Annotated in this window: 9 protein-coding genes and 3 pseudogenes; 5 read left to right on the top strand and 7 right to left on the bottom strand. The window is 37.3% G+C overall.

What is annotated here, in order from left to right; all coding sequences use genetic code 11:
* Nucleotides 1-175: 175 nt before the first annotated feature.
* On the bottom strand, nt 176-1291 hold the full coding sequence (alr, locus tag ACFINH_RS07260) for an alanine racemase (protein ID WP_375632524.1): 1116 nt from the start codon (nt 1289-1291) through the stop codon (nt 176-178).
* A gap of 805 nt (nt 1292-2096) precedes the next feature.
* On the opposite strand from alr, the gene ACFINH_RS07255 reads away from it, so the two are divergent.
* Nucleotides 2097-2924, top strand: a complete 828-nt coding sequence (locus tag ACFINH_RS07255; RefSeq protein ID WP_375612296.1) for a ferredoxin--NADP reductase — start codon at nt 2097-2099, stop codon at nt 2922-2924.
* An 18-nt stretch (nt 2925-2942) separates the two neighbouring features.
* A pseudogene (locus ACFINH_RS07250) lies at nt 2943-3392 on the top strand (ferredoxin--NADP reductase); the annotation flags it as partial.
* Here the strand turns inward: ACFINH_RS07250 and eda are convergent.
* Nucleotides 3371-4036, bottom strand: coding sequence for a bifunctional 4-hydroxy-2-oxoglutarate aldolase/2-dehydro-3-deoxy-phosphogluconate aldolase (gene eda, locus ACFINH_RS07245; RefSeq protein WP_375632523.1), 666 nt, complete (start codon nt 4034-4036; stop codon nt 3371-3373). The pseudogene ACFINH_RS07250 and the gene eda sit on opposite strands and share 22 nt — an antisense overlap.
* Before the next feature lie 115 nt (nt 4037-4151).
* Here eda and ACFINH_RS07240 point away from each other — a divergent pair, with 115 nt between their 5' ends.
* The 3 genes from ACFINH_RS07240 (at nt 4152) to ACFINH_RS07230 (ending at nt 8545) form a co-directional block, all read left to right on the top strand.
* Nucleotides 4152-5069, top strand: coding sequence for a rhodanese-related sulfurtransferase (locus ACFINH_RS07240; protein WP_375632530.1), 918 nt, complete (start codon nt 4152-4154; stop codon nt 5067-5069).
* A gap of 1682 nt (nt 5070-6751) precedes the next feature.
* Entirely contained in the window at nt 6752-7885 is a 1134-nt protein-coding gene (locus ACFINH_RS07235) for a type III PLP-dependent enzyme (RefSeq protein ID WP_375632522.1), read from the top strand.
* A 75-nt stretch (nt 7886-7960) separates the two neighbouring features.
* A complete protein-coding gene (locus tag ACFINH_RS07230) occupies nt 7961-8545 on the top strand; it encodes a GNAT family N-acetyltransferase (RefSeq protein WP_375632521.1) in 585 nt (194 codons plus the stop codon).
* A 1083-nt stretch (nt 8546-9628) separates the two neighbouring features.
* Here the strand turns inward: ACFINH_RS07230 and ACFINH_RS07225 are convergent.
* The 5 genes and pseudogenes from ACFINH_RS07225 to ACFINH_RS07205 form a co-directional block, all read right to left on the bottom strand.
* Nucleotides 9629-11200: a DHA2 family efflux MFS transporter permease subunit gene (locus ACFINH_RS07225; protein ID WP_375613634.1), complete on the bottom strand. Its 1572-nt coding sequence runs from the start codon at nt 11198-11200 to the stop codon at nt 9629-9631.
* A 19-nt stretch (nt 11201-11219) separates the two neighbouring features.
* Nucleotides 11220-12314: an HlyD family secretion protein gene (locus ACFINH_RS07220; protein WP_375632520.1), complete on the bottom strand. Its 1095-nt coding sequence runs from the start codon at nt 12312-12314 to the stop codon at nt 11220-11222.
* Between the two features lie 173 nt (nt 12315-12487).
* Nucleotides 12488-12631, bottom strand: a pseudogene (locus tag ACFINH_RS07215) (transcriptional repressor); the annotation flags it as partial.
* Nucleotides 12628-12786: pseudogene (locus ACFINH_RS07210) on the bottom strand (HlyD family secretion protein); the annotation flags it as partial. The pseudogenes ACFINH_RS07215 and ACFINH_RS07210, both read right to left, overlap by 4 nt.
* A 173-nt stretch (nt 12787-12959) precedes the next feature.
* A complete protein-coding gene (locus tag ACFINH_RS07205) occupies nt 12960-13352 on the bottom strand; it encodes a Fur family transcriptional regulator (protein ID WP_375629863.1) in 393 nt (130 codons plus the stop codon).
* Nucleotides 13353-13633 lie beyond the last annotated feature (281 nt).

Here is a 13633-nt window from a genome sequence, read left to right as displayed (position 1 = left end):
TTTTAGATGAAAGCTACTTCCATAAAACAGTCCATCAACTTGTCTGTTTTGAGATTTCTGTGAATGTACGGTATCTATGACCATTCTATGTGGTTGATTGTTGTAAAATCTTTTGTAAAAGCCCCTCAATTTTCTAAAATGATGATTTTTATCAATTTATTTTTTTAAAGAGTTTTTATGTGTAAATGTATTTATAGCGGGAGCCAAGAGATGTTAGAATTTCATTGGGAAGGGTATCGGCATCTATAGATACTTTTTCAAGTGTTTGATGGGGACCAATGAGTTCTACCCAGTCACCAGTTTGAGGTTTTTGTTCAAGATCGGTCGTATCTACAATAATGGAATCCATAGAAACCCGCCCAACCATGGGAAGTTTGTGCCCGTTGAAATAAACAGTTCCTTTATTCGAAAGAGTACGGAGCCAGCCGTCTGCGTAGCCTATAGAAATGGTTGCAAGAGTGCTTGGTCTGTTGGTTATAAAGCTTTCTGCATAACCAACAGGTGCTCCTATATCAACAACGCGGCTTTGAATGACTTGGGCTTCAAGTTTTAAAACAGGTTTCAAAGGTGATGGGTGTTTTCCCCGCGGATCAACTCCGTAAAGTGCAATGCCTGGACGAACAAGATCAAAATAAAAATCTGATCCTAGAAAGATACCTCCAGAATTGGCAAAGGAAACTTTGCAAGCAGGCAATTGCGCAAGGATCGTTTTGAAAGAAGTCAATTGGGCATAATTTGATGGGTGGGTATCATCTTCTCCGTTAGAAAGATGACTAAGAATGTATTTTATTTCTGCTTTTTCGAAAATTGTAGGGTGTTTGATGAGTTTTTGTAATTCTTTTTGATCCAGTCCTAATCGGTTCATATGGGTATCGATTTGAACAATTGCTGGAAATTTTTTATCTTTTTTTTGACAAATTTTTTGCCAATTTTCAATGGCATTCCAAGAGTTTAGAACAGGAACAATACCAGATTGTGCGACAAACTCTTCTGCTAAGTGTGGAAGTCCATTCAGAATGGCAATTGTGACATTTGATGGTAAAATGCTTTTTAATTGGAGTGCTTCTCTGATTTGGGCGACAAAAAAAGTGCGACAACCAGCTTGATAAAGGGCAGGAGCAATTTTGTGAGCTCCTAATCCATAGGCATTTGCTTTTACAACTGCTGAACATTGTGTTGGAGCTACACGTTTGGCTAAAGTGATATAATTGGCAACAATGGCACTGACATCAATGGTTGCGACAGCTGTATAGAGTGATGTATTTATTTCATCATTAACGGAATTGTTCATTTTAAAAGCTTATCTGTGTTCGTGAAATACGGAGTTTTTTGGTTGTTTCATTGAGGTTCTTTACGATATAGGGGAAAGACACTATTTGCTATGGTCAAAATCATAAGAAGCTTATGCTGCCATTAAAGTCGTTTTTTATGTAAAATGGTACTCTGGATATAAGAGATAGTTTAGTTTTATTTGTGTTGTTATCAACATGGTATCTTCTAATGATTTGTAAAACATAGACTTTTTTACTTATTTTCCCTCGTTTAGGCATATAAAAAATAAACATAGTTTATTGTATTGTATCATTTTGAAGAGTGCAATGTTAGACTGTTATTGCTGGTGTGATTGTTGTGATTAAATATTGCATTGGCTTCTTATTTAGAGAAGGTAAAATGATTAAATTAACCACGTTAAGTCAATGTATTACAAGTTTTCTACCATGAGGGGGAAGATCACTCATCTGTGCAATTTTGGATGTCGTCTCATGCACTTAAAATTATTTTTATTGAATGGAAAACAGTGTGTAAACACTTTTTGATACATTAAAACTGTTGATTTAGAAAACTCGTTGATTTGGATATTATTTGTTTTCAAGATGGATTGGGTATCCAGTATTTACTTTCTAGTCTTTGATTGGTTTTTAGTGAAATCAATTTTATCGTTTATAGAGTGCACTAGACTCATTTATTTAATTTTGACATAAAAGTGTTAACCTTGAGGCTTTTGTGTTGAGAAAATTGTTGGCAGATGGTTGTGCAAGTACTATATCACGTCAAGGATTCGAAATTTAACGTTCAATAAAGATATGGGGAAGAGTATGAATACGTCTGCTACCAATGTTCCGTCAAGCATCAGCAGCGTTGCAAATTTTCCGATTCCTGAGAATGTGTTCGCCCTTACTGTCCAAGAGGTTTGTCACTATACAGATCGGTTATTTAAATTCCGTCTGAATCGTCCGGAAAGTTTTCGTTTTCGTTCGGGTGAGTTTGTTATGATCGGTTTGCCAAATGCAGAAAAGCCGATTTATCGCGCTTATTCGATTGCAAGTCCCTTTTGGGATGAACAGCTTGAGTTTTTTTCGATAAAAGTTCCAGGGGGACCTTTAACCGAGCATCTCCAAAAAATTAAAATTGGTGATACAGTTCTCATGCGTAAAAAATCTACAGGAACGCTGGTGCTTGATGCTCTTATTCCTGGAAAACGTCTTTATCTTCTTTCAACTGGGACGGGGATTGCTCCTTTTGCAAGCCTTATTCGTGATCCTGAAACTTATGAAAAATTTGCAGAAGTTGTCCTTATTCAAACAACGCGCGAAAAAAATGAGTTAATTTATGCAAAAGATCTTGTTTCCTCTTTGCAACAAGATCCACTCATTGGAGAGTATGCACAACAGTTGAGATTTTATCCTATGACTACTCGTGAAGCTTCTGAGCATATGGGCCGTATTACAACTGTGATGGAAAGTGGGGACTTTTTTGAAACAACAGGCCTTCCTAAAATTCATCCTGATGAAGATCGGGTGATGATTTGTGGTTCCATGGCTATGTTAAAAGATTGCGCAAGGATGTGTGAAAGCTTTGGTCTTGTTGAAGGGGCCAATAATGCTCCTGCTACTTATGTTGTAGAGCGCGCTTTTGTGGAGTAATGAGTGGGAAAGTTGATGCTTTATCTTCTTTCAAACCGGTACGGGTTTTTTCCTTTTGCAAGCTTTATTCGTGATCCTGACATTTATGAAAAATTTTCAGAAGTTGTTCTTATTAAAATAACGCGCGAAAAGAATGAGTTAATTTATGTAAAAGATCTCGTTTCCTCTTTGCAACAAGATCCACTCATTGTGGGGCATATGCACAACAGCTGAAATTTTATCCTATGACTACTTGTGAGCTTTCTGAGCATATAGGGTGTATTACGACTGTTATGGAGAGTGGGTGCTTTTTTGAAACAAGCGGCTTTGAAACAATAGAACTCGCAAAATTCATCCTAATGAAGATCGGGTGATGATTTATGGTTTTATGACGATGTTAAAAGATTGCGCAAGGATGTGTGAAAGCTTTGGTCTTGTTGAAGGGACTGATATTCTTGCACATTACATTATATTGTAGAAAGAGCTTTTTTCGAGGGAGAGGGAAGTTGTGATGCGGTATATGCTAATGCAGTAATCGAATCCCAATCACTTATTGCAATGAGTTTTTGGGGCGCTATCCAAGAACCTCCAACGCAGAAGACATTGGGCAGTTGGAGCCATTGTGTTGCACTTTTTTGTGTAATACCGCCTGTTGGGCAAAACCGGATATCAGAGAAGGGAGATGCTAAAGCTTCGATGAAGGAAATACCCCCAGCAGCTTCAGCAGGGAAAAATTTAAGATATGAATAGCCTTTGTTTAATGCTTGCATGAGTTCACTTGGGGTCATTGCACCGGGAAGAAGGGGAATTTCACTATTTTTTGCACAATTGATTAGTTCATTGGATAATCCGGGGCTTACAATAAACTTGGCTCCAGCTTGTTCGGCTTTTTCGTAATGTGTTGTGTTGAGAATTGTGCCGGCTCCAACAATTGCTTCAGGGACTTCTTGTGTAATTTTCTGAATTGCTTTGAGGGCATTTGGTGTTCGCAAGGTGATCTCAATTGTTTTTAACCCACCTTTGACAAGAGCGCGTGTTAAGGGTACAGCACTTTGTAGATTGTCAATGAGTAAAACAGGTATAACAGTTTGTCCTTGGAGATATAATAAAAGCTTTTCTCTTTTTTGGCACATGATATTTTTTCTTCTTGGAGATGATATTATTTGTATCGTTTGATTAAGCACAATATGTTAAAGAGTACATGAATAAATCTTGAAATTGAATGAAACGCGCGTTATGGCAAAACACATGGAAAAGAATTTTAAAGTTGCTGCACTTTATTGCTTTGCAGATTTGAAGCATTATCATCAATTACAAAAACCTTTGCAGGATTTATGTCAAGCAAAGGATATCAAAGGCACTCTGCTTTTAGCACAAGAGGGCATTAATGGAACAGTTGCTGGTTCTTGTGCGGCAATTGAGGCATTGGTGGGCTTTATTATGGCTGAGCCAGCGTTTCAAACGCCGGAGATTAAATATTCATGGGCATCAAAAATGCCTTTTCATCGCATGAAAGTGCGGTTGAAAAAAGAGATTGTGACAATGGGGGTTGAAGGGGTTGATCCGCTAAAAGTTGTTGGTACTTATGTGGACCCTGAAGATTGGAATGCTCTTATTCAAGATGAAGAGACAATTTTGATCGATACGCGTAATGATTATGAATATGCGATAGGGAGTTTTCAAGGAGCGATTGATCCGCAGATTAAAACATTTCGCGAATTTCCTGAATGGGTGCGTAAACATGAGGCTGAGTTAAAGAAAAAAAAGAAAATTGCCATGTTTTGTACAGGTGGTATTCGGTGTGAAAAATCAACAGCTTATGTTCGTGATCTTGGTTATGAGCAAGTCTACCATCTAAAAGGAGGTATTCTAAAATATTTAGAAAAAATTCCAAAAGAGAAAAGTTTATGGTGGGGTGAGTGTTTTGTTTTTGATGAGCGTGTTTCTGTTCAACATGGTCTTGAAGAATGTGGACGCGAATTATGTCGCGCGTGTCGTTCTCCTCTTAATGCTGAAAGCAAACTATCGCCTCATTATGAGGAAGGTGTTTCCTGTGATGCTTGTTATAACACGCGTAGTGAAGCCGATAGAGAGCGCTTTCGTGAGCGCCATAGGCAATTTCAATTGTTGAAGTTGCGTGCAATTGATTCTCATCAAGGGACATAAGGATATCGCAGTGTAGAGTTTTAAGTTGTAGCGTTTTTCTCTTAAATTTAAGAGAGAAGAGTTTTTTATATTGGTAGAAAAATATTTCATAAGACCGGATATTATTCGGTCTTTTTGTTTATATTAAATTATTTGACTTAATAAATAATCATTATAGATTGTTCGCTCTCCTTGACTTTATAGGATTGAGTTTTCAAATACTTTTCATTTAAAAATAGAAAAGCCGTTCACCAACAGCGCAGAGGAGGGAGATTATAGTTTAAGAGAAAAGCGTATGAATAAGATGTGATTAAAAAGCAGATGCTAGGTGGAAAAATAAAATGATAATAGGAGTTTATGATTTCAGAATTTAATATAATACATTAATTTATAATGATAATTTATTTTCATTTGAATAAAAGAGTTCAATATTGTGAACTTTGTTGCTTTCAGATTAGATGAGAACGAATCGCGTAAAATTCATTCACTTGTACGTTGCAAATGGGAGCAACGTGTGGACAAGAATCATTTTAGATAAGGTGTTATGAAACATTTCAATGTAGGAGTTTCTGCAATATTGGGAGTTGGCAGATAGAATGGGAGCGTTTGTTTTTAATTTCATAAGTATAAAGAGGGTGAGATGTAGTTGATCTATATCATACAAGCTATATTATACGGGGAATTCTTCATGATATTTTGCTTAAGCGATGCTGTGAAATGAATGTGGAAGTAGGGATGTTTTTTAGGATGTAAATGAGAAAGATAATGGTGTTTTGTTGGGGGAAGGACACGTTATCTTTAAAGACTATGGTGCTTCAGTCGTTACTATCCTCAGTCTTCAATGTTGGTCATCTTTGCATTTGAGAGGATATATAAGAGGTACTCCTTTTTTCAATTGTTTTTTATTTGTGATGCGCAAAAGAATGATTTTAATTGATTCATTGTAAGAGGGTTGAAATAAGAGGATTTTATAATGGGATTTTTGTTTAAGGGTACAATAATAAATTATCATTATAAATTAATGTCTTGAGTAATTTATTTTGCGTTATTTTCTGCTGCGGATATTAGGAGATAGAATAGGGTAAAGAAACGAGGGGCTTTAAACGCAAGACAGTGATTTATGTTGCACAGATAATGTAAGGGTGTGATCTCATGAAAGCGGATGGATGGCTTTGTCTGGGGAGAGTGTTGTTTTTTCGCATCATTTTATCTTTAAGAATTAAAAAATGTTTAAAATTAAAAAAATGATTGAAATGAGAAAGAATTCGTTTTATAGGATGCCTTGCCCAAAGTCGCACGTGCCTGTGGGTGTCCGCTGGTTCTCAAATGGTGAGATTAACCGGTACGGTACCTGGAACTAACCGCTCCAGTCATTCTTACAGCCAATTGCAAGAATGAGGACATCTTGAAGCAACGACGGTGCGGGCCTTTCTGGTGTCTTCCAGTTTTTAAATGCTGGGATAACTATAGAGGCACACCTCATTGCCTTCAGTGCGGAAGTGGTTTTCTCAACTCCAATCAAAAAGGCATATAAAATAGAATAACGCGGTTTCGCGCTGTTCTTTCGCAGCATGCAATGCTAATTTCTGATTTTTTGTAATCAGAATGGGGATAGTTGTTGTGTGTTTTTTGTCCTTTAGCTTTTGGCAGCTTTGGCTGTCCAAGCATAGAGTGGGGGAGCTTTCCCTCAAGGAGAATTGCAGATGGCAACGCAACGTATTCGCGATTTTCTTGCAACACATCGTTCTGAAGGTCCATGCTTAATTGTTGACCTTGATGTTGTTCGTGACAACTATTTAAATTTTGAAAAAGCTCTGCCGCAGTCTCGTATTTTTTACGCAATAAAGGCAAATCCAGCTCCTGAAATCTTGTGTTTGCTAAGTTCTTTAGGATCTTCTTTTGATGCGGCTTCTGTTGCAGAAATTGAAATGGCTTTAAAAGCAGGAGCAACGCCAGAGCGTATTTCTTTTGGAAATACGATTAAAAAAGAGCGTGATATTGCACGAGCATATGCATTGGGAGTTTCACTTTATGCCGTTGATTGTGTTGAAGAAGTGGAAAAAATTGCGCGTGTTGCTCCAGGAGTACGTGTTTTTTGCCGTGTTCTTACCGATGGCAAAGGTGCAGAGTGGCCATTGTCACGCAAATTCGGTTGTGTTCCAGCTATGGCGGTTGATGTTCTAAGACGGGCACACCAATTGGGTTTGCAAGCCTACGGTGTTTCTTTTCATGTTGGATCTCAGCAGGTTGATTTGAGTGCGTGGGATCGTGCTTTATCAGATGCTTCTACAGTTTTTAAGCGCTTGGAACAAGAAGGCATTTCACTAAGGTTGGTGAATATGGGCGGCGGTTTTCCAACGCGTTATTTGAAAGATGTCCCTACAGAACAAGCTTATGGTACAGCAGTTTTTGATTCATTGAAAAAGCATTTTGGTAATCGTATCCCTGAGACGATTATTGAGCCAGGACGTGCGATGGTTGGCAATGCTGGTGTTATTCGTACAGAAGTTGTTCTAATATCTAAAAAAGCTGATAATGATAATGTACGATGGGTTTATCTTGATATTGGAAAATTTAATGGTCTTGCTGAGACTATGGATGAAGCCATTCGTTATCCTATTGAGACACCTCATGATGATAAGGTAATGGAGCCTTGTATTTTGGCGGGACCAACATGCGATTCGGCAGATGTTCTCTATGAAAAAACACCTTATCCGCTTCCTCTATCCCTAACGATAGGAGATGAAATATTGATTCATGGAACGGGTGCTTACACAACAACTTACGCATCGGTTGCTTTTAATGGTTTTGAGCCTTTACGATCATATGTGATCTGAGGTTTCCTTTTAACTATAGTTTTTTTAGACTTTTTGCTATGCTCGTCATGGCGCTATAAGAGGGCGGTTATAGAGATGAACATGATGAACTTTCAAACAAAAGATGGGGCATGTTTTACACTTTTATTGGAGCAAGAAGCCGATAAGCCTTATCGAGAAAATTTGCTTGATTCAACGATGGGGTATGGACGTAAACGTAAATCATCAGAGGCTTTACGTCGTGGACGGTTAGCTGCTCAAGGACTTTCTTTTGTGGTTAAAAATGCGCTTGGAGAGCTTGTGGGAAGTGTCCGTCTTTGGCATGTTTCTTTTTCTAAAAGAAAAAATGAAACACAACATGCTTTACTTTTAGGCCCCTTGGCTGTTGCATCTGAATGTGCTGGTATGGGAATAGGATCAATTTTAGTCCGCCATGCAATTGAAACAGCAAAAAAATTGGGATATGGCGCCATTTTGCTGGTAGGGGATTTTGAATTTTATCAACGTTTTGGCTTTTCAAATAGTTTAACAGAAAATTTGGCAATGCCTGGTCCTTACGAAAAGCATCGCTTTCAAGCGTTGGAACTGATACCACATTATCTTTCTGGGTGTTATGGCACTTTGGTTCCTAGTGGAGAACGAGAAGTTTCAAATCGTTTTCAGCATCATAAAGTCGCTTGAAGATAGTGTTTATTTCGTTTTTCAGCAGCTGCCATTGAGAAGAGCATACCGTTTTGACAGTGCCAAGGTATTTAGCGGTACAAAGTTTTGGGGAGTTGTATTGCGATTTTATTATATGGCTTTTTCTTTATGGGGCTGGTTTCTTATTTTTGATAATTTCAGTTAAGTGAGTAAGAATATATTTTAAGCTCATTTTTTGAAATAGTGTCTTATTTTATAATACTGAAGGAACCGGATTTTTGAGTTGTCTTGTGTTCTTTTAAAGTCGCTATCATCATACAGTTTTCCAGTTTTCAATATCGTTGATAAATCTTGCATCGAAATGGTTGGATATTTTACTTTTTTCTTAAACAGTTTTTTTCTTTGCTTTTTATGTGCAAGGGAATGGTTTTGATTGATTCAATAGAGAGATATTTTGAGAAATTTTATACAATTTTAGCGCTTGTTGAAAGAGAAGGGGCTTAAGAAAGAAAAATATGCAGCAGTAGAATCAAAATTATAGGTATCAGCTTTTTTAAAAGAGTGTAAAAAAATAAAATTACATGTTCAAAAGCAGCTTTTTTGAAAAAAAATATATCATTACTTTTTTGCTATAAAGGTAAATCGTTTTGCAATTGGCATGAGAGGATCAAATACAAAATGATTTTTTCATGTAAAATTTTGCATTCAGAATCAAAAAACGTTGTCCTACACATTATAAGAGAAATATGTGCGTGAATAAAAATCACAAGAATCATAAATCTTTTATGAATATTCTTGTAAGAATCAAAAGAGTAAAGGGCAAAGAATCTTTTAATCTTTTGTGCCCTATGGTGATAAATCAGAAATCTTATAGAAATGGCTGCTTTATCTTTATGGTGTGGAGCACTTTAGATAAGCTCTTTGTTTACCGATCATCTAGAACAATTTTTGTATGCGAGAAGTTGTTTTTAAGTGCGGAAAGAGCCCGCATTAAAAGAATTTTTATCAGAAGAATCATTTAGAATCATATGCTTATTTATACTGTCTCTTGAGACAAGATAAAGTGCATAGGAAACGAGGAAAGTGATAAGGATAAAAAATATTTCTCAATTTTAATTAAGCTTAGTGATTTGGTGGTGAATCCATGAGAGGTGGTATTTTTTTGAGAAATATGGTCATAAATGTCAAAACACCAAAGATGATGGTTATGATAAAGAAAATATCACTAATAGCCATAATGGTTGCTTGTATGCGTACCATACCAAACAATTGAGAAAGAGCCAGAGTATAGGAATCAAAGGTTTCTGTTTTGAATAATACAGTAAGATTTGAAAGCATTTCAGTTGCTTGTCTGTTTGCGTAGTTAAGAGTTTCGGCTATTCGTTCATGATGGAAGTCTGTGCGTTTTGTTATGAGAGTGTTGATAATGGCAAGCCCTACAGCTCCACCTAGATTCCGGGTGAGATTAAAGAGTCCAGAAGCATTTTGCATCCGTTCTGGTGGGAGTGTTCCCAAGGCAATATTATTAATAGGAACCATACATAACATTACAGAAGCACCACGGAAAACTTGCGGCCAAAAAAGCTGCCAAAAATCCCAGTTATCTGTGATAGAGCTCGCCATCCAAATACCTATTGCAAAACCAAAAAGTCCTATTGCCATCATTAAACGTGCATCCATTCGTGCTGAAAGAAATCCAGCAAGCGGGGCAGTTAATAACATGACGAATCCTGAAAGAAACAATGTTTCTCCAATCATGAGAGCATCAAAGTGGCGGATTTGGCTTAAATAGACAGGATAAAGGTACGTGAGTCCATAAAGGCCTATTCCCAATGAAAAGGAAAAAATGGATGCAGCTGAAAAATTAAAATTAGAAAAAGTAGAGAGATCTACAATGGGTTCTTTTACTGTAAAAGCACGCCAGAAGAATAAGGCTGCAGCAAGAATCATGGTAATGAACAAATCCCGAATCAGCGTATCACTCAGCCAATCATGACGTGCTCCTTCTTCTAGAATATACTCTAAAGTTCCCAAGAAAGTAGCCATAGAAATGAATCCTAACCAATCAAACTTCTTCATTAAAGAGGGATCAGCTTTATCAAAATCAATTAATTTCCAAGCGAGAATTGAGATGATAATCCCGCAGGGTACATTGATGAGAAAGAGCCAATGCCATGATGAGAGATGACAAATATAGCCTCCCACGGTTGGACCAATGGTGGGGGCCAATGTTGCTACTAGTCCAACAATAGGGGTAACAATTGGGCGCTTGGAAGGAGGAAAAAGAACATAAGAGGCGACAAAAACGCTTGGGATAATTCCTCCACCAATAAAACCTTGTAGTGCGCGATACAAAATCATCTCTCCAATAGATGTTGCTGTTGCACAAAGAACAGAAGTAATCGTAAACCCGATCGCTGATATGGTGAAGAAAACACGTGTTGAAAGCAATCTTCCTAAAAATCCAGAAAGCGGCAACATGATGACTTCAGCGATGAGATAGGAAGTTTGAACCCATGAAATTTCTTCAGAGCTTGCTGTAAGACCCGCTTGAATTTCAGCTAAAGAAGAGGAAACGATTTGGATATCTAAGATTGCCATAAACATGCCAAAAGACATAGCTATAAAAACTACAATTTTGCGCATTCCTATGCGTTCTTGAGACTGTATGAGCTCTGGTATGGAAGATGTCATAGTAAGATCTTCTACTTTTTTATAAGAGACTTTTATCTTGTGGCTTTGTACGTGTATCAATTTTCACTGAAACACTCATTCCTGCTCGGATATGTCCGGTTTTTAAGACTTCTTCTGGAATAGAAATACGTACGGGAATGCGCTGGACAATCTTTGTAAAGTTACCGGTAGCATTTTGTGGAGGCAGAAGAGAAAAAACAGCGCCTGTTGCGGGCGAAATAGAAAGCACTGTTCCTGTAAAAACATCATTTTCGAAGGCATCAACAGAAATATAAGCTTTTTGTCCGGTATGAATGTCTTGTAGCTGTGTTTCTTTATAGTTTGCTTCAATATAAAGTGCATGTATGGGGACTAACGCCGCAAGACGTTGGCCATTTACAACAAAATCTCCCGTTTTTGCTGTTAAATTTCCTATAACTCCATCAAATGGCGCTCGTATAATGGTCGAATCAAGATCACGTTGTGCTTTTTTACGCGAGAGCTCTAAACTCTTTGTTTCGCTTTCTGTTTCACTTCGTTGCGCTTCTAGCACTCGGATATTTGCACGTGCTGAAGCCATTTTTGCATCCGCTCTGTTAACATTCGCAATGGCTTGTTCATAAGCGGATTTGGCATCATCAACATTGGATTGAGGAGCATAACGATTGGCTTTCAGTTCTGTTACACGTTTTAAGGTGAGTTGTGCATTGGTTGCTATGGCTGAAGCGGCTGCTTTTTGTGCTTTTGCATCATCTAAAGAACTACGAGCGGCTGTGATTTGCGCATCAATGCGTAGAAGTGTTTTTTTCTGTGTGTCAAGATGCGCTTCTGTTTGATCCAAGGCTATTTGATAATCACCATTGTCTAAGTAAAATAAAACATCGTCCTTTTTTACAACTTGGTTGGCTTTAATGGCAATTTTTTCAATATATCCATTTAATTTAGTCGCAATAGCGGCTATATCTCCTTGTACATAGGCATCTTCAGTGGACAGCATATAACGCCATTGCGTCGTCCACTTATAGCTAAACCAAAGTACAAAAAGCGCAAAGACGATAAGAAGAGCCTTGATTACTTTTTTTCGTTTCATTTTATCGAGATTTTTTGTTGAAAAAATGGTCTCAGATACGGACATGATTTTATACTTTCAATATTTATGTTCTAACGAGTATAATAAGCCTCTCACTCTAGGGTAGGGTGATATATGCACGGACGATAAGAGCTTTTCCAACAATAAGGCGATCCCTGCTACATAATGCTAAATATATAAACTTGCAAGTTAGAGATCTTATTGTCAAGTTAGATGTCTTATTTTATTGCGCATTTTTTACAAAGACCTCGTACTTCTAGGGCGCTTTTGTGTGCTTGGAAGTCAACCGCTTGAACCATCTGTTTTAAACTTGATACAATCATTTGATTTTGTATTTCGTGGACTGTGCCACAGTTTAGGCATCTTCAGTGGACAGCATATAACACCATTGCGTCGTCCACTTATAGCTAAACCAAAGTACAAAAAGCGCAAAGACGATAAGAAGAGCCTTGATTACTTTTTTTCGTTTCATTTTATCGAGATTTTTTGTTGAAAAAATGGTCTCAGATACGGACATGATTTTATACTTTCAATATTTATGTTCTAACGAGTATAATAAGCCTCTCACTCTAGGGTAGGGTGATATATGCACGGACGATAAGAGCTTTTCCAACAATAAGGCGATCCCTGCTACATAATGCTAAATATATAAACTTGCAAGTTAGAGATCTTATTGTCAAGTTAGATGTCTTATTTTATTGCGCATTTTTTACAAAGACCTCGTACTTCTAGGGTGCTTTTGTGTGCTTGGAAGTCAACCGCTTGAACCATCTGTTTTAAACTTGATACAATCGTTTGATCTTGTATTTCGTTGACTGTGCCACAGTTTTCGCAAATTATAAACGTTGTAAGTTCATGTTGACAGTTTTCAGGGTGTAAACAGACCATAAAGGCATTTACACTTTCAAGACGATGAATACACTTTAACTGTACGAGTTTTTCTAACGCACGATAAACTTGGAGAGGTGCGCGAAAACCTTCTTCGCGTAAGTGATTGAGAATCGCATAAGCACTTAAAGGCCCTTTTGCATTTTTTAAAGTATTTAAAACCAATGTTTGGTTACGCGTCAGTTTAGATGACATTGACATCTTCCTTTTGCTCCCATGGAAAAGCATAAAGCGTGTAAGATATTTATGCAATGGTGATTATATAATATGTACTCTATCTTTAGCCTTTTACATGACATCCTTGCGATATGTAAGAAAAGTTACAATCGTTGTGAGGGGAGGGTATTATAATCTGAAAGCCGCCGCTATCAGGCATGAAAGTTTTATACGCTTCTTATTTTTCCAATAATGTCTTGAAATAGGATTTTTTGTTCAATATTTTATTGGTAAAGTTTGGGTTATTTTATTTAAAAAAA

This window comes from Bartonella sp. AA74HLJMH (assembly GCF_042197045.1).
GTDB lineage: Bacteria > Pseudomonadota > Alphaproteobacteria > Rhizobiales > Rhizobiaceae > Bartonella.
This window is presented reverse-complemented; position numbering and strand designations above follow the sequence as displayed.

Bases quoted from the DNA above. Each gene is read 5' to 3' on its own strand.
- alr (WP_375632524.1), bottom strand. From the start codon at position 1,291: ATGAACAATTCCGTTAATGATGAAATAAATACATCACTCTATACAGCT.
- ACFINH_RS07235 (WP_375632522.1), top strand. From the start codon at position 6,752: ATGGCAACGCAACGTATTCGCGATTTTCTTGCAACACATCGTTCTGAA.
- ACFINH_RS07205 (WP_375629863.1), bottom strand. From the start codon at position 13,352: ATGTCATCTAAACTGACGCGTAACCAAACATTGGTTTTAAATACTTTA.
- ACFINH_RS07230 (WP_375632521.1), top strand. From the start codon at position 7,961: ATGAACATGATGAACTTTCAAACAAAAGATGGGGCATGTTTTACACTT.
- ACFINH_RS07240 (WP_375632530.1), top strand. From the start codon at position 4,152: ATGGAAAAGAATTTTAAAGTTGCTGCACTTTATTGCTTTGCAGATTTG.
- ACFINH_RS07220 (WP_375632520.1), bottom strand. From the start codon at position 12,314: ATGTCCGTATCTGAGACCATTTTTTCAACAAAAAATCTCGATAAAATG.
- eda (WP_375632523.1), bottom strand. From the start codon at position 4,036: ATGTGCCAAAAAAGAGAAAAGCTTTTATTATATCTCCAAGGACAAACT.
- ACFINH_RS07225 (WP_375613634.1), bottom strand. From the start codon at position 11,200: ATGACATCTTCCATACCAGAGCTCATACAGTCTCAAGAACGCATAGGA.
- ACFINH_RS07255 (WP_375612296.1), top strand. From the start codon at position 2,097: ATGAATACGTCTGCTACCAATGTTCCGTCAAGCATCAGCAGCGTTGCA.